Genomic DNA, 22,779 nt, shown 5'->3' on the forward strand with positions numbered 1-22,779 from the left:
GCAGAAAGGAAAGCAGCATGAGTGGCAAAGTATGGTTGATCGGCGCCGGCCCCGGCGATGCGGAATTGCTGACGCTGAAGGCGTTGCGTGTGCTGCAGGCCTGTGACGTCTGGCTGGTGGACGACCTGGTGGGGCGCGACATTCTGGATTTTGCCCGCCCCGGCACGCGTATTGTGCCGGTGGGTAAGCGCGGCGGCTGTAAGTCCACGCCGCAGGCCTTCATACTGCGGCTGATGGCGCGCTACGCCCGCCAAGGGCGGCAGGTGGCGCGGCTGAAAGGCGGCGACCCGTTTATCTTCGGCCGCGGCGGCGAGGAATGGGCATGGCTGGCCGAGCGCGGCGTGGCGGTAGAGGCCGTCAACGGTATTACCGCCGGTTTTGCTGCCGGTGCCGACCTGGGCCTGCCGCTGACCCACCGTGGTGTGGCGCGGGGCGTGGCGCTGGTCACCGCGCACACGCAGGACGGCAGCCAGCCGGATTGGGTGGCCCTGGCGCACAGCCGGCTGACTGTGGTCTGTTACATGGGCATGGCCGGCTTGCCGCAGCTGGTGCCGCAGCTGCTGGCCGCCGGTTTTGCGGCCAACTTGCCGGTAGCGGTGGTGCACCGCGCCGGCTGCCGCGAGCAGCAGCACCTGGTGACCACGCTGGCGCATCTGCAAACCGACGTGGCCGCCAGCGGCCTGGCCAGCCCGGCGGTGATCATTCTGGGCGAGGTGGTGGCGCACGCGATGCAGCTGGCGTTGCCGGCTGCGGAGGCGGGTAGTGCGGTAGCGTGACGGCAGAGCTGGGGCATTCAATTCATGATTGTTGGCCGCAGGTAACAGTGTTTACATAATTGGCAGGTAAATTCCCGGCTTGTGTTTGAAACCACTTCATCATCAACCGGAGTTTTACCGTGCTGAATAAAAAACTGCTTGCTGCTGCTGTTGCTTCTACCCTGATCGCCCCGTTTGCCCTGGCCGACGTTACCATCTACGGCACCATGAACGCTTCCGTGGAAAACGTGAAGGCTGATGGCGCCACCAATGCAGCCAACAACCTGGGTTCGGTTAACCGCCTGAGCTCCAACACCACCAAGCTGGGCTTCAAGGGTACTGACGATCTGGGCGACGGCATGAAGGCGCTGTGGCAGATCGAGCAAGAAGTCTCCATCGACGACGGCGGTACCCGCAAAGGTACTTTTGCCACCCGTAACAGCTTTGTTGGCGTGGAAGGCGGTTTTGGCCGCATCCTGCTGGGTAACAACGACACCGTTTACAAGTCGATCGCCAAGGCTGGCATGGTCAACACCATGGGTGACACCATCGCCGACGTATGCTCTGACAAAGCGGTGTTCTGCCGTGGCGACGCCCGTCTGCAGAACTCCATCCACTACTACACCAAGAACTACAGCGGCTTCCAGGGCGGCGCTTCCTACGGTTTTGACGAAGTCCGTACCACGGTTGGCGGTGCGCGCACCAACAAGGCGCGCTGGAGCCTGGCTGCCAGCTATACCGATGGTGGCCTGAGCGCCGGTTTCGGTTACGACGTTCAGCAGCAAAAGAACGCCGTTGCCGGTAACACCAATCTGGACCAGACCTTCATGAAGCTGTCGCTGGGTTACAAGTTTGGCGATACCAAACTGGGCCTGGGTTACGAGCACGAGAAGAACGAAAAATCCACGGGTGACCTGAAGCAGTCTGCCTGGACTGTAGGCGCCGAGCAGAAATTCGGCAAAGTAGCCGTTGGCCTGATCTACGCCACCATGGGTGAGTCCAAGTCGGGCGCCAAGGATGGCGCCGACCAGCTGACCCTGGGCGCTACCTACGATCTGTCCAAGCGCACCCAGACTTACGCTTACTACACCCGCATCACCAACGAAGACGCAGCAACCCGTACCTTCGGCGGTGCCGGCCTGAGCGGTGTGGGCGCCGGCTCCAACCCGACCGGCCTGGGTATCGGCATGAAGGTAAACTTCTAAGCCAAGCCTTGCCAATCAAGCCAGCCAGCCTTCGGGCTGGCTTTTTTATTGAGACTGGCAGGCAGGCAGGTTTGGTCCGGGTGATTGGGTGTTGATGGCAATCCTGTGGCTGGTTTTGGTTGCTATTGGTGATTTTATTGCACATTTTTGTATCTTTGCTGCCGTGGTCTGGCGCTGCGGCGCCATTGTGTTACTTTTATCGACGGATACCCCCGTGTACTGCACCTTGCGCAGTGCCAGACGTTAGAGAGAGAAACCACAAGATCATGTTTGCACACGTTGAAGCCTATGCAGGCGACCCCATCCTCACCCTGGTGGAAACCTTCAACAAGGACAGCCGCAGCCCGAAAGTGAACCTGGGCATCGGCCTGTACTACGACGAGGAAGGCCGCATTCCGCTGCTGCCGTCGGTGCAGAAAGCCGAAGCGCGCCGCGTTGCCGAAGCCGGCCCGCGCAGCTACCAGCCGATGGAAGGTGCGGCCAACTACCGCACCGCCGTACAGCAGCTGCTGTGGGGTGCCGAGCACGAAGCGGTGCAGGCTGGCCGTATTGCCACCATCCAGACCATTGGCGGCTCCGGCGCGCTGAAAATCGGCGGCGATCTGCTGAAGCGCTACTTCCCGCAAGCGGAAGTCTGGGTGAGTGCCCCGACCTGGGACAACCACCGTGCCATGTTCGAAGGCGCCGGTTTCACCGTGCACGACTACCCGTACTACGACGCTGCCACGGGCGGCGTGAAGTTTGACGACATGATCGCCTGCTTCAGCCAGCTGCCGGCCAAAACCATCGTGCTGCTACACCCGTGCTGCCACAACCCTACCGGCGTGGATCTGGACAAAGACCAGTGGCGCAAGGTGATTGAGGTGGTCAAAGCGCGTGATCTGCTGCCGTTCATGGATATTGCTTATCAGGGCTTTGGCGACAGTCTGGACGACGACGCCTTTGCCATCCGCGCCATGACCGAAGCCGGCGTCAGCTTTGTGGTGAGCAACTCGTTCTCCAAGAACCTGTCGTTCTACGGCGAGCGCTGTGGCGGCCTGTCGGTAGTGTGCGGCACGGCCGAAGAAGCCGGCCGTGTACTGGGCCAGATGAAGGCCACCGTACGCCGCAACTATTCCAGCCCACCGACGCACGGTGGCCAGGTGACTGCCATCGTCATGAACGACGCCGCGCTGCGTCCCGAGTGGGAAGGCGAAGTGACCGAAATGCGCGTGCGCATCAAGGCCATGCGCCAGAAGCTGTACGAAGTGCTCACCGCCAAGGTGCCGGGCCGCGATTTCAGCTACTTCATCAAACAGCGCGGCATGTTCAGCTACACCGGCCTGAGCCCGGAGCAGGTAGACCGCCTGCGTGAAGAGTTTGCCGTGTACCTGGTGCGCTCCGGCCGCATGTGCGTGGCCGGCCTCAACAGCCGCAACGTCGAGTACGTGGCCGATGCGATGGCCGAGGTGCTGAAGGGCTGAGCCTGCCGTTAGCCTGGCCAAGGAACCCCGCCGCAGAGGCGGGGCTTTTTTGTGTTTTTATTATTGCTATTTGCTATGTGATAGTAAATTTCCATTGCTTCCATTAAATCAATTCAATAGTCATGTTGGCCGCGGGCAACTATGCTGATCTCACCAAGTCACACAGACACCCCAAGCAAGGAGAGACAGCATGAGCAACGAACAGAAATGCCCCTTCCACCGCGCCTCTGCCACCAAAGCCACCTTCGGCGCCCGCGCCAACCGTGACTGGTGGCCCAACCAGCTCAACCTCGGCATCCTGCATCAGCACGCGCCGGCGTCCAACCCGCTGGGCGACGACTTCGATTACGCCGAGGCTTTCCAGCAGCTGGACCTGGCCGCAGTGAAGAAGGACCTGTACGCGCTGATGACCACCTCGCAAGCCTGGTGGCCGGCCGACTGGGGCCACTACGGCGGCCTGTTCATCCGCATGGCCTGGCATAGCGCCGGCACCTACCGCACGGCAGACGGCCGCGGTGGTGGCGGCACCGGCAACCAGCGTTTTGCGCCGCTGAACAGCTGGCCCGATAACGGCAACCTGGACAAAGCCCGACGCCTGCTGTGGCCGATCAAGCAAAAGTACGGCAACCAGCTGTCGTGGGCCGATTTGATGATTCTGGCCGGCAACTGTGCGCTGGAGTCGATGGGCTTCAAGACCTTCGGTTTCGGCGGCGGCCGTGCCGACATCTGGCAGCCGGAAGAAGACATCTACTGGGGCGGCGAAAAAGAATGGCTGGCCACCAGCGATAAAGAAAACAGCCGCTACAGCGGTAACCGCGAGCTGGATAACCCGTTGGCCGCCGTGCAGATGGGCCTGATTTACGTTAACCCGGAAGGCCCGGACGGCAACCCCGACCCGGTAGCCAGCGGTCGTGACGTGCGCGATACCTTTGCCCGCATGGCGATGAACGACGAAGAAACCGTGGCGCTGGTGGCTGGCGGCCACACCTTCGGCAAGGCGCACGGTGCTGGCGACCCGAGCCTTGTGGGGCCGGAGCCGGAAGCCGCCCCGCTGGAAGCGATGGGCCTGGGCTGGATCAACCAGTTCGGTAGCGGTAAAGGTGTGCATACCACCACCAGCGGCATCGAAGGTGCGTGGAAGCCCAACCCCACCACTTGGGATAATGGCTACTTCGACATGCTGTTCGGCTACGAGTGGGAACTGACCAAGAGCCCGGCCGGCGCCCACCAATGGGTGGCCAAGGACGTGAAGCCGGAACACATGATTCCGGACGCACACGACCCGAGCAAAAAGCACCCGCCGATGATGACCACGGCCGATCTGAGCCTGCGTTTCGACCCGGTCTACGAGCCGATTTCGCGCCGCTTCCATCAGGACCCGCAAGCGTTTGCCGACGCCTTCGCCCGCGCCTGGTTCAAGCTGACGCACCGCGACATGGGCCCGAAAGCGCTGTACCTGGGGCCGGAGGTGCCGGCAGAAGACCTGATCTGGCAAGACCCGATCCCGGCAGTAGACCACGTACTGGTGGATGACGCCGACGTGGCCGCGCTGAAAGCCGAGGTGCTGGCCAGCGGCCTGAGCGTGGCCGAGCTGGTGGCTACCGCCTGGGCGTCGGCGTCTACCTTCCGCGGCTCCGACAAGCGCGGCGGTGCCAACGGTGCCCGTATCCGCCTGGCGCCACAGAAAGACTGGGAGGTGAACCAGCCGGCACAACTGGCTCGCGTGCTGGCCGTGCTGGAAGGCATCCAGCAGCGCTTTAACGCGGCACAGCAGGGCGGCAAGAAAGTGTCGCTGGCCGACCTGATCGTGCTGGCCGGTGGTGCCGCCGTCGAGCAGGCTGCCGCTGCCGCCGGCCACGCGGTAACGGTACCGTTTGCCGCAGGCCGTATGGACGCGCTGGCCGAGCAGACTGACGTGGAATCGTTTGCCGTGCTGGAGCCGCAGGCCGATGGCTTCCGCAACTACCAGCAGCAGGCGTTCCGCGTACCGGCCGAGCAGTTGCTGGTAGACAAGGCCCAGCTGCTGAAGTTGAGCGCACCGGAAATGACAGTACTGGTGGGCGGCCTGCGGGTACTGGGCGCCAACGCCGGCGGCGTGCAGGACGGCGTGTTCACCCAGCGCCCGGGTGTGCTGAGCAACGACTTCTTCGTCAACGTGCTGGATATCGGCACCGTGTGGGCGCCGACGTCGGAAGAAGCCAGCCGCTTTGAAGGTCGCGACCGTGATACGGGGGCCGTGAAATGGACTGCCAGCCGCGTTGATCTGGTATTCGGCTCCAACTCGCAGCTGCGTGCGCTGGCCGAGGTGTACGCCCAGCAGGACGGTGAGGCCCGCTTCGTGCGCGACTTCGTCCGTGCCTGGAACAAGGTGATGACGCTGGACCGTTTCGACCTGAAGTAAGCGTTGCTACGTTGCCGCCTGTGTCCCGCAGGTGGCAGCATTGCCAACAGCAAGGCCCCGCCAGCGGCGGGGCCTTGTGCTTTGCCATGCGGCCAACCTTGGCGGTGATAGGCCAAGGTTGGCCGCCGCCGCGCTAGCTGCGGGTCAGCAGATACACCGCTACGGCAGCCAGCACTGCCGGCACCGCAAACACCAGCAGCATGATGGGCAGTTCCTCGCGCAGCGTGTAGCCGGCGTGGCTGACGCCTACCCACATATTCACCAGCGCCACGATAAGCCAGGCCGGCACAAAAACCTTCGCCGCCAGCGCCATGGCGGCCGTACTGGCGCCCCATAACCAGCCAAACAGCACAAACAGGCCCAGCAGCCCCAGGCCGCCGGTGATGACCAGAATGACGTGCATGTTTTCTCCTTAGTTATCTGTGCCGGCTGGCCAGCTGAACACCGACAGGTTGGCCGCAATGTCCTTGCCGGCGTAGGGCGGGAACACGTCTATTTCGGCGTCGCTGCGGCCCAGCAATATGCCTTTGCGGTTGGAAAGGGCTTCGAAACCAGCCTTGCCGTAGTACTTGCCCATACCGGAATAACCCACGCCGCCAAACGGCAGGCTATCGATCCAGCAGTGCAGATTGGTCTGGTTGATGCAGCCGCCGCCAAACGACAACGTGCCCAGAAACCGTTCTGCGGTAGGGGCGTGTTCGCTGAACAAATAGGCCGCCAGCGGTTTGGGTTTGCGCGCAATCTGCGCCAGCACGCTGTCCAGCTCGTCGTACACCAGTACCGGCAGCACCGGGCCGAAGATTTCCTGCTGCATGGCCGGGTCATCCCAGCTGGCGGGGTATAGCACCGTCGGCTCCACGTAGCGCGCTGCCACGTCGTAACGGCCGCCGTGCACCACCTTGTCTGGCTGGATGTAGCCGGCCACGCGTTCGGTGTCGTGTTCGGAGATCATGCGGGCGAAGTCCGGGCTGTGCTGCGGGTCGCTGCCGTACATGCGCACGATGGCGGCTTTCAGCTCCGCGATGAAGGCGTCGGCCACGCTGCGCTGCACGCAGACATAGCCCGGCGCGATGCACCATTGGCCGGAGATGGCGTTGTGGCCCCAGGCAATGCGCTCCGCGGCGATACGCAAATTGGCGGTTTCGTCCACGATGGTGGGGTTCTGGCCGCCCAGCTCCAGAATCACCGGCGTCAGGTGCTCGGCGGCGGCGCGCATGACCACCTTGCCGACGCTAGCGCTGCCGGTAAAGAAAATGAAGTCGAAGGGCAGGGCCAGCAGTGCGCCGATTTCCTCGCGCCCGCCGGTGACGATGCTGACCGCCTCCGGCGCAAAGTACTGCGGTATTAGCCGCGCCAGTAGTGCCGCCACTGTGGGCGTGGTGTTGGCCGGCTTCAGGATCACGGTATTGCCCGCTGCCAGCGCGGCGATGGCCGGGTCCAGCAGTAGCAGGATGGGCGCGTTGAATGGGCCGATCACCAGGCAGCTGCCGTAGGGCTCCTTGTAGATCATGCCGCGATGGCCGCTGGCTTCCAGCCCCGGCGGTATGGCTACCGGTTCGGGCGCCATCAGCGTGGCCAGGTGGGTGCGGTAGTAGTCGATCACCCCCAGCGGCACGCTGATTTCAAACTGCTGCTCGAACGGTGGCTTGTGAAAGTCCTGGTATAACGCATCGCACAGCGCTGCCTGGTTGTCTTGCAGCAGGCGGGCCATGCGGTCTAGTTGATCCAGCCGCCAGGCGGCGCTCTTGCTGCCGCCGCTGGCAAAAAAGGCTTGCTGGGTGTCCAGCATAGGTTGGTACGGGTTCATGGCGGGCTCCAGAGTGGGCCCGGCCCTCGCGGGCCGGGGAGGTGCGTGCCGTGGGGCGGGGCTTACTTGGTGGTGTAGCCGCCATTGATCAGGATGGTCTGCCCGGTGACCCACCAGCCGTCGCTAACCAGGTGGCGGATGAACGGCACTACGTCGTGGATGTCGGTCAGCCCGGTAGGCGAAAACGGCGATAGCGCGGCGGCAGTCTTGTGGTACGCCACTGCCTCTTCGCCTTCTGCCGGGTAGAAGAACGGGGTGTCCATCGGGCCGGGGCCGACCGCCGTCACCGAAATGCCACGGGCACCAAACTCTTTGGCGGCGGCGCGGGTAAAGTGCTCTACCGGCGCCTTGGTGCCAGCGTACGAGGCATAGAACGGCGTGAAGGCGCCTAATAGTGAGGTGACGATGGTGCACACCTTACCGTTGTCGTTCAGCTGCTTGCCGGCTTCTTTCAGAAAGAAAAACGCCGACTTGGCGTTGACGGCACTCATCTCGTCGTACTCGGCCTCGCTGATGTCCACCAACGGCTTTTTCAGTACCTTGCCTACGGTGTTGATGGCAATGTCGGGGCGGCCAACGGCGGCTACGGTGTCAGCAAACAGCTTTTCGATCGCTGCGGCGCTGGTCAGGTCGCCCTGCAGGGTGACGGCCTGGGCGCCGGCGGCACGTACCGCGCTGGCCGTGGCTTCGGCGTCGGCAGCGCTGGCGGGCGAGTTGTAATGGATGGCAACGGCCTTGGCACCGTGTGCAGCCAGGTCGCGGGCCAGCAGGCCGCCCAGGTTTTTGGCGCCGCCGGCGATCAGGACAACCTTGCCGTGAATACTGTGCAGATCTGACATGTGAAGCTCCTTGTGACGCTGTGGTGGGAGCTCCCAGTATTAATTGATTGCAATAGCACAATAAACAAGTAGTATCGGATTTGTTTATCCGCAAATCGCAAACAATGGACCGTATCGATCAACTGCGTGTGTTCTTGCGTATCAAGGAAAGCGGCAGCTTTGCCCTGGCGGCAGAGCAGCTGGGCCTGCCGCGCGCTACGGTGTCGCAAGCGCTGCGCCAGCTGGAAGAACGGCTTGGGGTGCGCCTGTTCCATCGCACCACGCGCCAGGTAAGCCTCACCGCCGATGGCGAGGCGCTGGCCGAGCGGGCTGCTGCGTTGGTGGTGGACATGGCCGAGCTGGAGCAGCAGTTTCGTCCGCAGGATGCGCTGGTTTCCGGTCGCTTGCGGGTGGACGTGCCCAGCCGCATTGCCCGGCGATTGCTGGCGCCGGCACTGCCGGGTTTTCTGGCGCGCTACCCGCAGCTGCAGGTGGAGCTGGGCAGCAGTGACCGTATGGTAGATCTGGTGCGTGAAGGCGTGGACTGCGCGCTGCGGGTGGGTGAGGTGCAGAACGATAGCCTGGTGGCGCGGCCGCTGGGCTATTTTGCCATGGTGAACTGCGCCAGCCCGGCCTACCTGGCCGAGCATGGTGTGCCGCACAGCGTGGCCGATCTGGCCGGGCAGGTGATGGTGGGCTATGTGTCGCGCAGCAGTGGCCGCCAGGCGCCGTGGTGCTGGCAGGAAGGGGATGTCGAACGCAGCATGCTGCTGCCGGTACGCGCCAGCGCCGATAACGCCGAGACCTATATCGCCTGCGCGCTGGCGGGGCTGGGGCTGATCCAGGTGCCACGCTACGATGTGGCGCACCATCTGGCCAGCGGCGCCTTGCAGGAAGTGTTGCCGCAGGCGCGCCCGGCGCCGTTACCGGTGCACCTGGTTTACCCTCACCGTCGTCAGTTGTCGCGCCGGGTGCAGCTGTTTCACGGCTGGGTGCAGTCGGTGCTACAGCTGCGTACCGATGCGATGCGGCCGCCGGCACAGCCGTAGTGCCTGTTAACGCAGCAAGGCCCCGCCAGCGGCGGGGCCTTGTGCTGTGCCATGCGGCCAACCTTGGGGTGATACGCCAAGGTTGGCCGCAGTGTGTTAGTCGGTGTTATTGCACTACCGACTTCACTTTCCAGTCGTTGCCTTCCACTTGCGAGATGGTGACCGGTGCATTTTTCAGGTTGCCGGCGGCGTCAAAGCTGAAGTCGGCAGTCACCCCTTTGTAAGTGGTCTTGGCAATCAGCGGCAGGAACTTGGCCGGCTCGGTGCTGTTGGCGCGTTTCATCGCGTCGGCCACGATCATCACCCCGTCGTAGAACTGCGGCCCCAGCAGCACCACGTCCTGCTTGAAGCGCGCTTTGTAGCGGCTTTCAAAATCCTTGCCCGCCGGGCGGCTGCCCAGCTCGCCACCAGCCACGGCCGAGTAGTGGCCCACGGCATCCGCGCCGGCCAGCTGGATGAAGGTGGGCGTGTTCAGCATGTCGCCGCCCATCAGTCGGGCGTTGATGCCCAGGCGCTTCATCTGGCGCGCCATCGGGGCGGCCTGGGCGTCGGCGCCACCGTAGAACACCACGTCCGGGTTCTGCGCTTTCAGCGCAGTCAGGATGGCGGTGAAGTCGGTGGCCTTGTCGTTGGTGTATTCGCGCTTGAACGGTTTTTTGCCCATGCCGGCCAACGCTTTCACAAACTCGTCGGCAATGCCCTGGCCGTAGGCGGTGCGGTCGTCGATGACGGCAATGCGCTGCGCTTTCAGCTGCATCACTGCGTAGCGCCCCAGCGAGCCGCCGATCTGGCTATCGCTGCCTACCAGACGGAAGGTGGTCTTGTAGCCGCTGGTGGTGTAGGCCGGGTTGGTGGACACCGACAGCTGCGGGATGCCTGCGTCGGAATAAATGCGCGACGCGGGGATGGATACGCCGGAGTTGAAGTGGCCGATCACCGCCTTCACGCCAGCGTCTACCAGCCGCTGCGCCACCTGGGTGCCCACGCGCGGGTCGGCCTGGTCGTCTTCCGATACCAGCTCGAACTTCACCTTCTGGCCGGCCACGGTGATCGGCTTGGCGTTCAGGTCGTCGATGGCCATGCGGGTGGCGTTTTCGTTGTCCTTGCCGTAATGCGCCTGCGGGCCGGACATCGGCGAGGCAAAGCCGATTTTCACCACGGTGTCGGCAAATGCCGGAGACGACATGGCCAGGACTGCGCCGGCTACCCATACCGCCAGTTGTTGCTGCTTCATGTGTTCACTCCATTTCTCGTTGCAAGGTCCAGGTTGGCCGCAGCGCGGCCCTGTTGCCCGGCGGCTGCCGGGCGGGTGTTGCCGGTAAGACGGCGGTGGCATTGCACGGGGTGTGCCTGCTGGCCGGCTAGCCGGTGTTTTTTAAAACATCATTGCAGAACAAGGGTTTGTGGTTATGTATTGGCGCCGGGTCGATTCTGGCCTTGCACTAATTGCATACAAACGATTGTCAATGATCGATCATCTCGGTGCGCGTGCTCAGAAACGGTTCAGCCGGTACGGCGCCATGTCGATGCCGCAGGGTTGGCCGCCAATCTGTGCCGCCAGCAGGGCGCCGGTGGTGGCCGCCAGCGTCAGGCCCAGGTGGCCGTGGCCGGTGGCAAAGTACAGCCCGGCCACGTCCGGCGCCGGGCCGATCACCGGTACGGTGTCGGGTACCGACGGCCGGTTGCCCATCCATACGCTCATGTCTTCGTGGCTGAAATCGCCGACGATGCGCCGCGCCTTGTCCAGCAGGATGTGGGCGCGGCGCCAGTTTGGCGCGGCGTCGCGGTGGGCTAGCTCTACGGTGCCGGCCAGGCGCAGGCCGCCGTTGGCCATCGGCAGGATCACAAAGCTTTCGCTGGCGCACTGGATAAAGTGCTGCAGGGCCACGCCGGCCTTGGGCAGCGTGACGTGGTAGCCACGCTCGCTTTCCAGCGGCAGCCGGTAGCGGCCCTGGCGGGCGAAGCGGTCGCTCCACACGCCGCAGGCAATCACCACCGCATCGCCGTGCAGCGTGCCGTGGCGGGCGGTGTCTACGCCCTGGCATTGCCCGCCGCCATGCCGTACCTGCAGCACCTCGTCTTGCACAAAGCGGCCGCCATCACGCACGAAGGCATCGAACAGGCCGCGGCTGAAGGTGTACGGATCGTCCACGTGCGACCACGCCGGCACGTGCACCGCGCATTGCCATTCGTCTGCGATGCCGGGCGACGCGGCCAACAGTGCGGCGCGGTCCAGGGCTTGCCACGCTACTCCGTGCTTGGCTTTGGCTTGCCAGGCGGGCAGGGCGGCGTGGAACTCGGCCTCGCTGCGGTACAGCGTCAGGTTGCCGTGGCGGCGCCACAGGTGCTGCAGGCCGGCGTGGGCGATCAGCGGCGCGTAGTCGTCGTTGACGCGGTTCAGCAGTGCCGCCAGTGCGCGGGTGAGCTCGGCCACGCGCTGCGGGCGGCTGGCGGCGACAAAGCGCGCCAGCCACGGCGCCAGCGTTGGCAGGTAGCGCCAGCGCACCGCCAGCGGCCCCAGCGGGTCCAGCATCCAGCCGGGCACTTTGCGCAGCACGCCCGGCTCGGCCAGCGGGATGACGTCGCTCACCGCCAGCGCGCCGGCGTTGCCGTAGCTGGTTTCGCGCGCCGGTTCGCCACGGTCCAGCAGCGTGACGCGATGGCCGGCCCGCTGCAGTTGCAGCGCGGTGGCAATGCCGACAATGCCGGCACCGGCCACGAGGATGTGTTGGGCGGGCGTGATCATGTTCAGCCCACCACAAAGCCGTGTACGTACGGGTCGGCATCGTCCAGCAGGATGCGGTTGTAGCCGGTGGTGATGGCCCAGCCGGCAATGCCGGGGATGATGGCGGGGATACCGGCTACCTCGGTGACGGCTTCGATGGTGCCGGTGAACTGGCTACCGATCAGGCTTTCGTGTACCAGCACGTCGCCCGGCTGCATCAGGCCGCGGCCAAAGCGCTGCGCTAGCCGCGCCGAAGTGCCGGTGCCGCATGGCGAGCGGTCCAGCGCAGCGGCACCGTACAGCACGGCGTTGGCCGCGTGCGAGCCGGGCCGCTTCGGGGCGCCGGTCCACTGTACGTGGCGCACGCCGCGAATGGTGGGGTCCAGCGGGTGCACGATGTCGTAGTGGGCATTGATGTAGTCGCGCAGTTCGTTGCCCATCGCCACCAGCTGGCCGGGGGTGTAATCGGCCATGTCGCGGTAGTTTTGCTGTGCTTCCACGATGGGGTAGAAGTTGCCGCCGTAGGCGATATCCACCTGCAGCCGGCCCAGCGCGGCGATTTCCACCTCGACGTCGCGCAGCAGCAGGAAGGACGGCACGTTGGTCAGCTTCACCGATTGCACCTTGCGGCCAACCTGGGTGTATTCGGCCACCACCTTGCCGGCGGGGGTGTCCAGGTTCAGTACGCCCGGCGTGCGCGGCGTCACCAGCTGGTGTTCGATGGCCATGGTGACCACGCCGATGGTGCCGTGGCCGCACATCGGCAGGCAGCCGCTGGTTTCGATGTACAGCACGGCCACGTCGCAGTCGTCGCGGGTGGGCGGGTACAGGAAGGCGCCGGACATCTGGGCGTGGCCGCGTGGCTCGAACATCAGCCCGGTGCGCATCCAGTCGAAGCGGGCCAGGAAGTCCTGCCGCCGCTCGGCCTGGGTGTTGCCTGCCAGTGTCGGTGCGCCCTTGGTCACCAGCCGTACCGGGTTGCCACAGGTGTGGCCGTCTATGCATTCAAACTCCGTCACTGCCATTGCCATGCTCCTTTGCTTGCGGTGGCTTCACTGTATGCAGCGACAGTTTTGAATACAATAATGGATGCAATATTTGTTGAAATGCCACAGCGCTTATGATGAGGTTTGCCAAGCGATTTTTGTGTAAAAACCTAATAAAAACAATATTATTTGGTGTTGTTGTAAAAAATCCCTGCTGCGGTGCGGTAGCGTGGCCTCTGTTAATAAACGCTATTTTGTATACAAAAATGCTTGTTTTTTGGATGCAAAACTCCCTAGCATGAAATGGACCCGCAGCCACCGTGCTGCACCCACACCCTGCAAGGAGCACCCTGATGGCACACCTCTGGACTGGCGTTTTCCCCGCCGTTACCACCAAATTCCACGCCGACGAAAGCCTGGACCTGGCCGCCACTACCAGCCATATCCAGTGGCAGCTGGATTGCGGCGCCGACGGCATCATCGTCTGCGGCTCGCTGGGCGAAGCGTCCACCCTCACCGCCGACGAAAAGATCCGCATCCTGAAAGCCGCCAAGGAAGTGGCCGGCAACAAGCCGGTACTGCTGACCGTGGCCGAAGACAGCACCCGCGCTGCTGCCGCGCTGGCGCAGGCCGCGCACGCCGCCGGTGCCGACGGCATCATGCTGCTGCCGGCCATGCGCTACGTGTCCGACGAACGCGAAACGCTGAACCACTACCAGCGCGTGGCCGACGCCAGCCCGCTGCCGATCATGATCTACAACAACCCGGTGGCTTACGGCGTCAACATCACCCCCGAGATGTACGCGCAGATGGCTGCCGAGCCGAAGTTCGTGGCGATCAAGGAATCCAGCGGCGACATCCGCACGCTGACCAATGTGATCAACGCGGTGGGCGACCGCTTTGCCATCTTCAGCGGCGTGGACGACCTGGCGCTGGAAAGCCTGCTGATGGGCGCCGACGGCTGGGTGGCCGGCCTGGTGGTGGCGTTCCCGAAAGAAACGGTGGCTATCTACAAACTGGCCCGTGCCGGCCGCGTGGAAGAGGCCCGCGCCATCTACCGCTGGTTTGCGCCGCTGCTGCACCTGGACGTATCGATGAAGCTGGTACAGAACCTGAAGCTGGCCGAGGCCATGGTGGGGGTGGGCAGCGAGCACGTGCGCGCGCCGCGTCTGCCGCTGGCCGGTGCCGAGCGCGAGCGGGTGCAGGCCATCATCGCTGCCGGCATCGCCAGCCGCCCGGCGCTGCCGGCCCTGTAACCCCGTGCGGCCAACCTTGTGGGCGCAGGTTGGCCGCAACGCGATGCCAAGGGCGCGCTGTCGCCCTGAGGAACCAAGCCATGTTTTGCAACCTGATCGACGGGCAATGGCGCGGCAGCGGCCACGCCATCGTCAACCGTAACCCTTCCGACCTGCACGACGTGGTGGGCGAGTTTGCCGCTGCCAGTGCCGACGACATGCGCGACGCGGTAGCCGCGGCGCGGGCGGCGCTGCCGGGCTGGCGTGCCACCACGGTGCAGCAGCGCGCCGACATCCTGGACGCGGCCGGTAGCGAAATCCTGGCGCGCAAGCAGGAGCTGGGCACGCTGCTGGCGCGCGAAGAGGGCAAGATCTTGGCCGAGGCGGTGGGCGAGGTGGCCCGCGCCGGGCAGATCTTCAAGTTTTTTGCCGGCGAGGCGCTGCGTGGTCACGGCGAGTGGCTGGATTCGGTGCGCCCCGGCGTGGAAGTCGCCGTCAGCCGCGAGCCGGTGGGCGTGGTGGGGCTGATTACGCCGTGGAATTTCCCCATTGCCATCCCCGCCTGGAAAGCCGCGCCGGCGCTGGCCTTCGGCAATACCGTGGTGCTGAAGCCGGCCGAGCTGGTGCCGGCCAGTAGCTGGGCGTTGGCGGATATTTTGCAGCGCGCCGGCCTGCCGCACGGTGTGTTCAATCTGGTGCTGGGTAGCGGCCGCGTGCTGGGGCCGGCCATGCTGGACGCCGGTATCGACGCACTGAGTTTTACCGGCTCGCAAGCCACCGGCCAGGCGCTGGCCGCTGCCTGCGCCGCACGCGGCATCAAACTGCAGCTGGAAATGGGCGGCAAGAACCCGCTGCTGGTGGCCGACGACGCCAAGCTGGAGCAAGCGGTGGAGTGCGCGATCAACGGCGCATTCTATTCCACCGGCCAGCGCTGTACTGCCAGCAGCCGGCTGATCGTGTGCGCCGGTATTTACGAGGCTTTCCTGGCGCGGTTGGCCGAGCGCACCGCCGCCTTGCGGGTGGGCAATGCGCTGGCGCCGGATACGCAAATCGGCCCGGTAGCCAGCGAGATGCAATTGGCGGCCAACCTGCGCTATGTGGCGCAGGGGCAGGCCGAAGGCGCCAGCTTGCTGTGCGGCGGCGATGCCTTGCAGCTGGCCACGCCCGGCTACTACCAGCAGCCGGCGCTGTTTGCCGACTGCACGCCGCAGATGGCCATCTGCCGCGAAGAAATCTTCGGCCCGGTGGCGGCAGTGCTGCGCGCCGACGGTTACGAACACGCGCTGGCGCTGGCCAACGACACGCCGTACGGCCTGGCCGCCGGCATCTGTACCCAGTCGCTGGCGTTGGCCACCCATTTCCGCCACCATGCCGAGGCCGGCATGGTGATGGTGAACCTGCCCACCGCCGGCGTGGATTACCACGTGCCGTTTGGTGGCCGCAAAGGCTCCAGCCTGGGCCCGCGCGAGCAGGGGCGCCACGCGGTGGAGTTTTACACCACGGTGAAAACCGCTTATCTCGGCCTGTAGGGTCGTTTCGCCCCCTGTGAAACGACCCTGGCTGGCGGTGCTGCCCCCGCGGCACCGCCGGCAGCAGGGTTTGCTCTGCCTTGTGCAGCCTGTCGCCCCCGCATGGGGGCGTTTTTTTTGCCGCTGTGTTAGGGTTGGCCATCTTCAACGGGTAATGCTTCATGAGTACACAGCAGGAAACAGGTAGCCAGAGCCTGGTGCAGGTGGCCACCGAGGCGATCCGCCAGCGCATCCTGGCGGGGGAATGGGCCGACGGCGGCCAACTACGGCAAGAGGCGCTGTCGCGCCAGCTGGGCATGAGCCGGGTGCCGATCCGCGAGGCACTGCGCCAGCTGGAAGCCGAAGGGCTGGTCACCATCAACGAAAACCGTGGCGCGGTGGTGACGCAGCTGTCGCTGCCCGAGATCGTGGAACTGTTGCGCGTGCGCGTGCTGCTGGAGTGCGACGTGCTGCTGGAGGCGATTCCGCGCCAGACCAGCGCCGACCTGGCCGAAGCCGAGGCGCTGCTGGGCCAGTTTGAAGTGGCGCTGCGTAACAAGGACATCGGCGCCTGGGGCATTCTCAACGCGCAGTTTCACCTGGCGCTGTACCGCGCCGCCGGCCGTGGCCAGACGCTGGCCATCATCGAACAGCTGCACAACCGCACCGACCGCTACACCCGCATGCAGATCCTGCTGACCGGCTTTAGCGACCGCGCCCACCACGAGCACAGCCAGCTGCTGGCACTATGCAAACAGAAAGACGCCATCAGCGCAGCGGCCTTCCTGCGCCAGCACATCCTGCACGCCGAAGAAGCACTGGAAGCGTGGTACCGCGCCCACGAAGCGGCGCCCAAACCACGGCGTGGCCGCAAGCCGGCAGCGCCGGCCACCTGAGGCCGGCGCTGCCATCGGCACGGTCATGGTAACGGCAGCCTTGGGCTTCTGCGGGGTGGCTGCTGTACAGCGTGTTCTGTTTGTTGACCTAGTTGATAACTTCTATTTATTGAAACAGGCCGGTATCGTTTCTAGTATGGAAAATGATATCTACATGGCAGTGCTTTGGCACTGAAGCCGCATGCCTGTTTATGAAACCCTGAATGCGCTGAGTACGCCGGTGTGGATCGTGGCGCCACAAACCGAGGCCACACTGTTTGCCAACCAGGTAGCGCTGGCGCTGGCGGACGGGCTGTCGGTGGCCGAGCTGCGCAGCGGTGCGCTGTCGGCGCACCCGGAGCAAACGCTGGCGGCGTACACCCCGTCGGTGCTGGCGCGCGATCAGGTAGTGGAGGTGTGGACCTTCCGCCGCCATGGCCAGTGGCTGCCCATCCCGTGCCGGCTGACGCTGTTGCAGCTTGGCCAGCATGCCGGGGCCATCTTGGTGGAGGCGATGGTGCCCGGCGATGCCATGCTGCATGCGTGGCCGGCACGGCTGGGTACCGAGGCCCCGGGCGAAGAAGACGCCGAGGTGCGCCGCTTCTACGAAGCGCTGTTCCGTACCAATTCCGCCCCGATGTTGCTGATCGACCCAGTCGATGATGGCCGGATTGTCGATGCCAACGAAGCCGCCAGCCGCTTTTACGGCTATACACGCGAAGAATTTGCCCGCAAGCACACCTGGGAGATCAATGCCGCCGGTCGCAGCATCCTGCCGGTGATGCAGGCCGTGGCGCGCTTGCCTGGCGGGCACCGGCCGCTGAATTTCGTGCACCGGCTGGCCGACGGCAACCTGCGTAACGTGCAGACCTACGCCGGCCCCATCATGTTGGCCGGGCGCCGCATGATGTTGTGCGTGATCCACGACGTGACCGAACAGGAGCGGCTGCGCCGCGACCTAGAGCAAGCCGCGCTGCGCGACCCGCTGACCGGCTTGTGGAACCGGCGTCACATGATGCAGCAGCTGGAGCAGGCGCTGGCTGGCAAGCGGGCGCAAGATACCGATTTTTGCCTGGTGCTGCTGGATGTCGACCACTTCAAGCAGGTAAACGACGGCTACGGCCACCTGACCGGCGACCAGGTGCTGGTGGCGCTGGCGCGGCTGCTGGCGTCCCGCCTGCGCGAAAGCGACACCCTGTGCCGCTGGGGCGGCGAGGAGTTCATGCTGTTGTTACCCGGCACCCAGCTGGATAACGCGCTGCAGCTGGCCGACAGCCTGCGCCTGACCGTGGCCGGGGTGGAGGGCGGCGGCGCGCTGCCGGCCATTACGGTCAGTCAGGGCGTGGTGCAGTACCTGCCGGGTGAGAGCATGAACAGCCTGGTGAACCGTGTCGACGCTGCGCTTTATCAAGCTAAGCGCGCCGGACGCAACCATGTGGTCGCTGGCTGAGGCGCTTGTCGACGGGATAGAGCGGCGCAAGGTATGCCACAGGCTTGGTATGCCCGGGCACTGAAAGCCAATTGACAGCTTGGCTCGTTACACTCGCTAGCGCTTCTCGGAAAAAGTTGCTCCTTTTAGATTGCCTGGCAAGCTTGCCACGCCCGCCCTTTGGGGCGGGCTTTTTCTTTGCTGGGTGCCTTATGGGTTGCTAACAGGTTTTTAAAGCACACCTGTCGACTTTAAGCCAATGTAATTGCATTATCTTGCAGATGCCGAATGCAATCTGACGCGGCCGCCCCTCCGTTTCCGGAAAGCTCCCATGCCTCTGCTTGCCCGTACTTACTCGTTACGCGTTCACATTGCCACTGCATTCTGTCTGCTGGTGCTGTTACTGGGGGGCAGTATTGTATGGCTGGCCTACCAGCGCTCTGCCACCATGCTGGAGCGAGCTGCCGTCGAAACAGCCACTCAGGCCGGGCATGGCTTGGTGAGCGGTTTCGAACGCTTGCTGGATCCTGTGCGCTCATCGCTGTGGCTACTGTCTGCCGACGCGGGTGACGGCCTGCAAGGCAGTCTGTCGCAACGCCTGCGGGCAGCGCCGGAATACCTGAAGGCCCTGCAGGCCGCACCGGCAGCTGTTGCGTTTTACAGTGCCGATGCAGACGGCAACTATTTTCTGGTGCGCCGCCTGCTCGATGCCGCCGACCGTCGTCAATTTGCCGCCCCGTCTGCGGCGCAGTATCTGATACAGACGATAGAACAGCAGGCGGGGCAGACCCGTTCGCATCATGTGTTCCTGGATGCGGCGAGCCAGCCGGTGTTGCTGCGTGTCTCGCAGCAAGGTCAGCAGTTCGATGCCAGACAGCGCCCTTGGTACCGCCAAGCGCAGGCTGCTGGCGGTGAGCGCATCCTTACCGCCCCTTACCGCTTCTTCAGTACCGGCCTCCCCGGCATTTCGCTGGCGCAAGCCATTGCCGGTGGGCGGCGGGTAGTCGGTGCCGATTTGCGGCTGGGCACGCTGTCGCAGCAGTTGGCCGCCATGCCCTTGCCGGCTGGCGCGCGGGTTCAGCTGCTAGACGGCGACGGCGGTGTGCTGGCCGCTAATGGCAACGCTGTTGATGCCGGGCTGCAGGCGGCCCTGCATGCGGCGGCACCGGCCACTAGCCTGCGCCCCTTATTGCTCGGCACGCAGCCCTGGCTGGCAGGCCGTTTGCCACTGCCCGCAGTAGAGCAGCGCAATCTGGCGCTGGCGTTGGCATTACCGGAAGACACACTGCTGGCTGACGCGCTAGCCATGCGCGAGCAACTGTTACTGCTATGCCTGGGCCTGTTATTGCTGGCCCTGCTGCTGGGGTGGTGGTTGGCCGCGCGCATTGCCCGCCCGCTAGCCAGGCTGGTGGATGCTTCGGAAAGCATGCGCCGCTTGCGGTTCGATCAGCCGCTGGCGGTGCGCTCGCGTATTGCCGAGGTGGACCAGATGGCCACTACTTTGCAGTTTACCCAGGCAACCTTGGGGGATTTTCTGGCCTTGCTGACGCGTATCAGCCAAGAGCAGGACTTCAAGCGCCTGTTGCCAGCCTTGCTGGCCGATACTTGCCACGTTACCCGTTTGCCTGGCGGGCTGTTGCTGATGGGCGAGGCCGGCCAGCTGCAAGTGGCCGCTGTACACTCGCAGCATGGCGCACAGCCGTTGCCGGATGCTGTCACTGTGCAGTCTCTACTGGTACAGGCTGGCCATGTGCTGGCCAGCCGCGAGGCCGGGCCGTGGCAGCCCGACGCTAGGCTGCTGCAGGCGCTGGCGGCCAACGCTGGCCATGGCTGGCTGGTGCCGCTTTGCAATCGCCAGGGGCAGGCGATCGGCGTGCTGGCGTTGTTGGCCAATGTGCCGCTTGACCCGGCCAGACAGGCTTTTGTGCAGGCCTTGTCCGGTTTCGCTGCCATGGCGCTGGAAACCCGCGAGCTGATTGCCAGCCAGAAAGCGCTGTTCAAGGCCTTTATCGAGCTGATGGCCGGTGCCATCGATGCCAAAAGTCCGCATACCGGTGGCCACTGCGCCCGGGTGCCAGAGCTGGCGCGCCTGCTGGCTGACGCGGCCTGCCGTCAGCAGAGCGGTCCCTACGCCGGCTTCAGCATGGACGCCGAGCAGTGGGAGGCACTACACATTGCGGCCTGGCTGCACGATTGCGGCAAGGTGACCACCCCCGAGTACGTGGTGGACAAGGCGACCAAACTGGAAACGTTGTACGACCGCATTCACGAAGTACGCATGCGCTTCGAGGTGCTCAAGCGTGATGCACAGATTGCCAGCCTGCAGCAACAGCTTGCCGGCGTGCCGTCCCAACAAGCCGAGCAACAGTGCGCCGCGCAATGGGCGGTACTGGATGAGGAATTTGCCTTTGTGGCCGCCTGCAACCAGGGTGGCGAGTATATGGCGCCTGAGCGGGTGGCACGCTTGCAGGCCATTGCCGGAAGGCAGTGGCTGCGCACGCTGGACGACAGGCTGGGCGTATCGGCCGACGAGCGCTTGCGCATGCAGGCCGAGCCGGCCGCACCGTTGCCGGTGCTGGAGCCGCTACTGGCCGACAAGCCGCAGCACCGCATTGCGCGCAGCGATACCGAGCGCTTTACACCCGGTAACCCTTGGGGCTTCGTGATGCCGGTGCCGGAGCTGCAGTACGACCGTGGTGAGCTGAAAAACCTGCAGATCGCGCGCGGCACGCTGGCAGACGAAGAGCGTTTCAAGATCAACGAGCACATCATGCAGACCATCATCATGCTGTCGGCGCTGCCGTTTCCACGCCATCTGGCGGCAGTGCCGGACATTGCCGGCAATCATCACGAGCGCATTGACGGCAAAGGTTACCCGCGTGGCCTGCACGGGGCGCAATTGAGCCCGCTGGCACGCATGATGGCTATCGCGGATGTGTTCGAAGCCCTTACCGCATCCGACCGCCCGTACAAGCCTGCCAAGCCGCTGTCACAAGCTTTGGGCATCATGAAAGGCATGGCTGAGCAAGGGCATATCGATGCGGCGCTGTTTGCCGTCTTTTTGACTGGCGGCGTGCCGCAACAGTACGCCGCGCGCTTTCTGGCGCCGGAGCAGGCCGATGTCGGGGATATAGCTGCCTTCCTGCCGGCTATCAGCGACAAGCCGGGCGTTGGTGCGGCATGAGTTTGCTGCGGGTACAGACGTGCCAGTACGGCTACGTCGGGGTCTTGGCTAGTGAGAATGTGAAAACGCCCGGGCAGCGAAGCTGACCGGGCGTCGTAGCGGGGGGGCGGATTACTTGTTGCGGCCAACAATGGCGGCAGTGGCAATCAGCTCTTCCAGCAGCGCCAGCGAGCTGGCACCGCCCAGTGCAAACGGGTTCAGCTCCGGCTTTTCCGAGTAACGCAACAGCAGGCTCGGGTTGACCTTGGCCAGATTGACTTGGCCCATGGTCCAGCTGGCAAAGCGGCGTTCGCTGATTTCTTCCAGCAGCAGTAGCTCCACGTCACGGTGACGCTCGTCTTTGACGATGCTGTTGTACAGCGCGCTGACTTCGCTGCGGCTGCCTTCGAGCACCTGCATGAAGATGTCACCGCTGTAGCACAAAATACCGGTAATGCCGCGTGCCGGGTTGTGGGTGTGGGATTGCGTCAGGATGCTTTCCAGCAGCGCGGCGGTATGCGGCTGGCTGCTGCGGCTGGCGTAGAGCAGGCGGACAAGCATGGTTGGCCTCAGGCTTTCTTGTTGGGCAACAGGGACAGGAACTCGCGGCGCAGGTCCGGGTTGGTCAGGAACACGCCCCGCATCACACTATTGATCATCTTGGAATCCATGTCCTTGACGCCGCGCCAGTGCATGCAGAAATGGTCGGCTTCCATCACGATGGCCAGGCCGTCCGGGTTCATTTTTTCCATCAGCAGGTTGGCCAGCTGGATGACGGCTTCTTCCTGGATCTGCGGGCGGCTCATGGTCCATTCCGCCAGACGGGCGTACTTGGACAGGCCGATCAGGTTGCTGTGCTCGTTCGGCATCACGCCGATCCACAGGCGGCCGATGATGGGGCAGAAGTGGTGCGAGCAGGCGCTGCGCACGGTGATCGGGCCCACGATCATCAGCTCGTTCAGGCGTTCGGCGTTGGGGAACTCGGTCACCGCCGGTTGCGGCACGTAACGGCCCTTGAACACTTCGTTCAGGTACATTTTGGCCACGCGGCGCGCGGTGTCCTGCGTGTTGTGATCGCTGTCGGTATCGATGACCAGGCTGTCCAGCACGTCCTTCATGCGGGACTGTACCTCGTCCAGCAGCTCGTCCATCTCGCCGGGCTGGATGAACTCGGCAATGTTGTCGTTGGCATGGAAACGGCGTTTTGCGCCGCGAATGCGCTCGCGGATGCGCGCGGATACGGGTACGTACTGGGTGGCAGTGTGCTTCTGGCTCTCTTGGCTCACGCGGTTATGCTCCTCACCGTGCGGGTAGCACGCTTGGTTTCTATGGTGTCAAGCGTTTGGAAGATAGCGGCGCA

The 22,779-nt window shown here is 64.2% G+C and carries 18 protein-coding genes; 10 read left to right on the top strand and 8 right to left on the bottom strand.

Annotated elements, in window-relative coordinates; translation table 11 throughout:
* Positions 1–17 precede the first annotated feature (17 nt).
* From cobA to katG, 4 genes are all read left to right on the top strand, one after another.
* A complete protein-coding gene (cobA, locus tag ACK4FZ_RS13645; protein WP_409821749.1) occupies positions 18–776 on the top strand; it encodes a uroporphyrinogen-III C-methyltransferase in 759 nt (252 codons plus the stop codon).
* Positions 777–895: 119 nt separating this feature from the next.
* Complete coding sequence (locus tag ACK4FZ_RS13650) at positions 896–1,960, top strand: porin (protein ID WP_409821751.1); 1,065 nt, start codon at positions 896–898, stop codon at positions 1,958–1,960.
* Positions 1,961–2,226: 266 nt separating this feature from the next.
* Positions 2,227–3,423, top strand: coding sequence for an aromatic amino acid transaminase (locus ACK4FZ_RS13655; protein WP_409821753.1), 1,197 nt, complete (start codon positions 2,227–2,229; stop codon positions 3,421–3,423).
* A gap of 190 nt (positions 3,424–3,613) precedes the next feature.
* Positions 3,614–5,824 (top strand): catalase/peroxidase HPI, encoded by a 2,211-nt coding sequence (gene katG, locus ACK4FZ_RS13660; protein WP_409821755.1) that lies wholly within the window; start codon positions 3,614–3,616, stop codon positions 5,822–5,824.
* Positions 5,825–5,957: 133 nt separating this feature from the next.
* Here the strand turns inward: katG and ACK4FZ_RS13665 are convergent, their stop codons facing one another.
* From ACK4FZ_RS13665 to ACK4FZ_RS13675, 3 genes are all read right to left on the bottom strand, one after another.
* Positions 5,958–6,227: a hypothetical protein gene (locus ACK4FZ_RS13665; RefSeq protein WP_409821757.1), complete on the bottom strand. Its 270-nt coding sequence runs from the start codon at positions 6,225–6,227 to the stop codon at positions 5,958–5,960.
* A gap of 9 nt (positions 6,228–6,236) precedes the next feature.
* A complete protein-coding gene (locus ACK4FZ_RS13670) occupies positions 6,237–7,631 on the bottom strand; it encodes an aldehyde dehydrogenase family protein (protein ID WP_409821759.1) in 1,395 nt (464 codons plus the stop codon).
* Between the two features lie 62 nt (positions 7,632–7,693).
* The gene (locus tag ACK4FZ_RS13675; protein WP_144371398.1) at positions 7,694–8,470 is read right to left on the bottom strand and encodes an SDR family oxidoreductase; all 777 of its coding nucleotides are present in this window, start codon (positions 8,468–8,470) and stop codon (positions 7,694–7,696) included.
* A 104-nt stretch (positions 8,471–8,574) separates the two neighbouring features.
* Here ACK4FZ_RS13675 and ACK4FZ_RS13680 point away from each other — a divergent pair, with 104 nt between their 5' ends.
* Positions 8,575–9,498: a LysR family transcriptional regulator gene (locus tag ACK4FZ_RS13680; RefSeq protein ID WP_409821762.1), complete on the top strand. Its 924-nt coding sequence runs from the start codon at positions 8,575–8,577 to the stop codon at positions 9,496–9,498.
* 106 nt (positions 9,499–9,604) lie between these two features.
* On the opposite strand, the gene ACK4FZ_RS13685 is transcribed toward ACK4FZ_RS13680, so the two are convergent.
* The 3 genes from ACK4FZ_RS13685 to ACK4FZ_RS13695 all read right to left on the bottom strand — a co-directional run bounded on the left by ACK4FZ_RS13685 (position 9,605) and on the right by ACK4FZ_RS13695 (position 13,248).
* Entirely contained in the window at positions 9,605–10,732 is a 1,128-nt protein-coding gene (locus ACK4FZ_RS13685) for a branched-chain amino acid ABC transporter substrate-binding protein (protein WP_409821764.1), read from the bottom strand.
* Between the two features lie 258 nt (positions 10,733–10,990).
* Positions 10,991–12,244, bottom strand: a complete 1,254-nt coding sequence (locus tag ACK4FZ_RS13690) for an FAD-dependent oxidoreductase (RefSeq protein WP_409821766.1) — start codon at positions 12,242–12,244, stop codon at positions 10,991–10,993.
* A 2-nt stretch (positions 12,245–12,246) separates the two neighbouring features.
* Positions 12,247–13,248 (bottom strand): 4-hydroxyproline epimerase, encoded by a 1,002-nt coding sequence (locus ACK4FZ_RS13695; RefSeq protein ID WP_409821768.1) that lies wholly within the window; start codon positions 13,246–13,248, stop codon positions 12,247–12,249.
* Positions 13,249–13,562: 314 nt separating this feature from the next.
* Between ACK4FZ_RS13695 and ACK4FZ_RS13700 the strand changes: the two genes are divergently transcribed.
* The 5 genes from ACK4FZ_RS13700 to ACK4FZ_RS13720 all read left to right on the top strand — a co-directional run bounded on the left by ACK4FZ_RS13700 (position 13,563) and on the right by ACK4FZ_RS13720 (position 21,440).
* Positions 13,563–14,465: a dihydrodipicolinate synthase family protein gene (locus ACK4FZ_RS13700; protein WP_409821770.1), complete on the top strand. Its 903-nt coding sequence runs from the start codon at positions 13,563–13,565 to the stop codon at positions 14,463–14,465.
* Between the two features lie 80 nt (positions 14,466–14,545).
* Complete coding sequence (locus ACK4FZ_RS13705) at positions 14,546–15,973, top strand: aldehyde dehydrogenase family protein (RefSeq protein WP_409821772.1); 1,428 nt, start codon at positions 14,546–14,548, stop codon at positions 15,971–15,973.
* 161 nt (positions 15,974–16,134) lie between these two features.
* Positions 16,135–16,848, top strand: a complete 714-nt coding sequence (locus ACK4FZ_RS13710; RefSeq protein WP_409821774.1) for a GntR family transcriptional regulator — start codon at positions 16,135–16,137, stop codon at positions 16,846–16,848.
* 181 nt (positions 16,849–17,029) lie between these two features.
* A complete protein-coding gene (locus ACK4FZ_RS13715; protein WP_409821776.1) occupies positions 17,030–18,277 on the top strand; it encodes a GGDEF domain-containing protein in 1,248 nt (415 codons plus the stop codon).
* 310 nt (positions 18,278–18,587) lie between these two features.
* On the top strand, positions 18,588–21,440 hold the full coding sequence (locus ACK4FZ_RS13720) for an HD domain-containing phosphohydrolase (RefSeq protein ID WP_409821778.1): 2,853 nt from the start codon (positions 18,588–18,590) through the stop codon (positions 21,438–21,440).
* 111 nt (positions 21,441–21,551) lie between these two features.
* Here ACK4FZ_RS13720 and ACK4FZ_RS13725 read toward each other — a convergent pair whose 3' ends face one another.
* Both ACK4FZ_RS13725 and folE read right to left on the bottom strand, forming a co-directional pair.
* A complete protein-coding gene (locus ACK4FZ_RS13725) occupies positions 21,552–21,980 on the bottom strand; it encodes a BLUF domain-containing protein (RefSeq protein ID WP_409821780.1) in 429 nt (142 codons plus the stop codon).
* A gap of 8 nt (positions 21,981–21,988) precedes the next feature.
* Positions 21,989–22,705, bottom strand: a complete 717-nt coding sequence (folE, locus tag ACK4FZ_RS13730) for a GTP cyclohydrolase I (RefSeq protein ID WP_144371409.1) — start codon at positions 22,703–22,705, stop codon at positions 21,989–21,991.
* Between the last annotated feature and the right edge of the window lie 74 nt (positions 22,706–22,779).

Source organism: Vogesella sp., from assembly GCF_046297735.1.
Taxonomy (GTDB): domain Bacteria; phylum Pseudomonadota; class Gammaproteobacteria; order Burkholderiales; family Chromobacteriaceae; genus Vogesella; species Vogesella urethralis.

Excerpts from the sequence above, each read along its gene's own strand:
- ACK4FZ_RS13685 (WP_409821764.1), bottom strand. The coding sequence starts at position 10,732 with ATGAAGCAGCAACAACTGGCGGTATGGGTAGCCGGCGCAGTCCTGGCC.
- ACK4FZ_RS13725 (WP_409821780.1), bottom strand. The coding sequence starts at position 21,980 with ATGCTTGTCCGCCTGCTCTACGCCAGCCGCAGCAGCCAGCCGCATACC.
- ACK4FZ_RS13680 (WP_409821762.1), top strand. The coding sequence starts at position 8,575 with ATGGACCGTATCGATCAACTGCGTGTGTTCTTGCGTATCAAGGAAAGC.
- ACK4FZ_RS13655 (WP_409821753.1), top strand. The coding sequence starts at position 2,227 with ATGTTTGCACACGTTGAAGCCTATGCAGGCGACCCCATCCTCACCCTG.
- ACK4FZ_RS13665 (WP_409821757.1), bottom strand. The coding sequence starts at position 6,227 with ATGCACGTCATTCTGGTCATCACCGGCGGCCTGGGGCTGCTGGGCCTG.
- cobA (WP_409821749.1), top strand. The coding sequence starts at position 18 with ATGAGTGGCAAAGTATGGTTGATCGGCGCCGGCCCCGGCGATGCGGAA.
- ACK4FZ_RS13705 (WP_409821772.1), top strand. The coding sequence starts at position 14,546 with ATGTTTTGCAACCTGATCGACGGGCAATGGCGCGGCAGCGGCCACGCC.
- ACK4FZ_RS13695 (WP_409821768.1), bottom strand. The coding sequence starts at position 13,248 with ATGGCAGTGACGGAGTTTGAATGCATAGACGGCCACACCTGTGGCAAC.
- ACK4FZ_RS13670 (WP_409821759.1), bottom strand. The coding sequence starts at position 7,631 with ATGAACCCGTACCAACCTATGCTGGACACCCAGCAAGCCTTTTTTGCC.
- ACK4FZ_RS13700 (WP_409821770.1), top strand. The coding sequence starts at position 13,563 with ATGGCACACCTCTGGACTGGCGTTTTCCCCGCCGTTACCACCAAATTC.
- ACK4FZ_RS13715 (WP_409821776.1), top strand. The coding sequence starts at position 17,030 with ATGCCTGTTTATGAAACCCTGAATGCGCTGAGTACGCCGGTGTGGATC.
- ACK4FZ_RS13720 (WP_409821778.1), top strand. The coding sequence starts at position 18,588 with ATGCCTCTGCTTGCCCGTACTTACTCGTTACGCGTTCACATTGCCACT.
- katG (WP_409821755.1), top strand. The coding sequence starts at position 3,614 with ATGAGCAACGAACAGAAATGCCCCTTCCACCGCGCCTCTGCCACCAAA.
- ACK4FZ_RS13690 (WP_409821766.1), bottom strand. The coding sequence starts at position 12,244 with ATGATCACGCCCGCCCAACACATCCTCGTGGCCGGTGCCGGCATTGTC.
- ACK4FZ_RS13675 (WP_144371398.1), bottom strand. The coding sequence starts at position 8,470 with ATGTCAGATCTGCACAGTATTCACGGCAAGGTTGTCCTGATCGCCGGC.
- ACK4FZ_RS13710 (WP_409821774.1), top strand. The coding sequence starts at position 16,135 with ATGAGTACACAGCAGGAAACAGGTAGCCAGAGCCTGGTGCAGGTGGCC.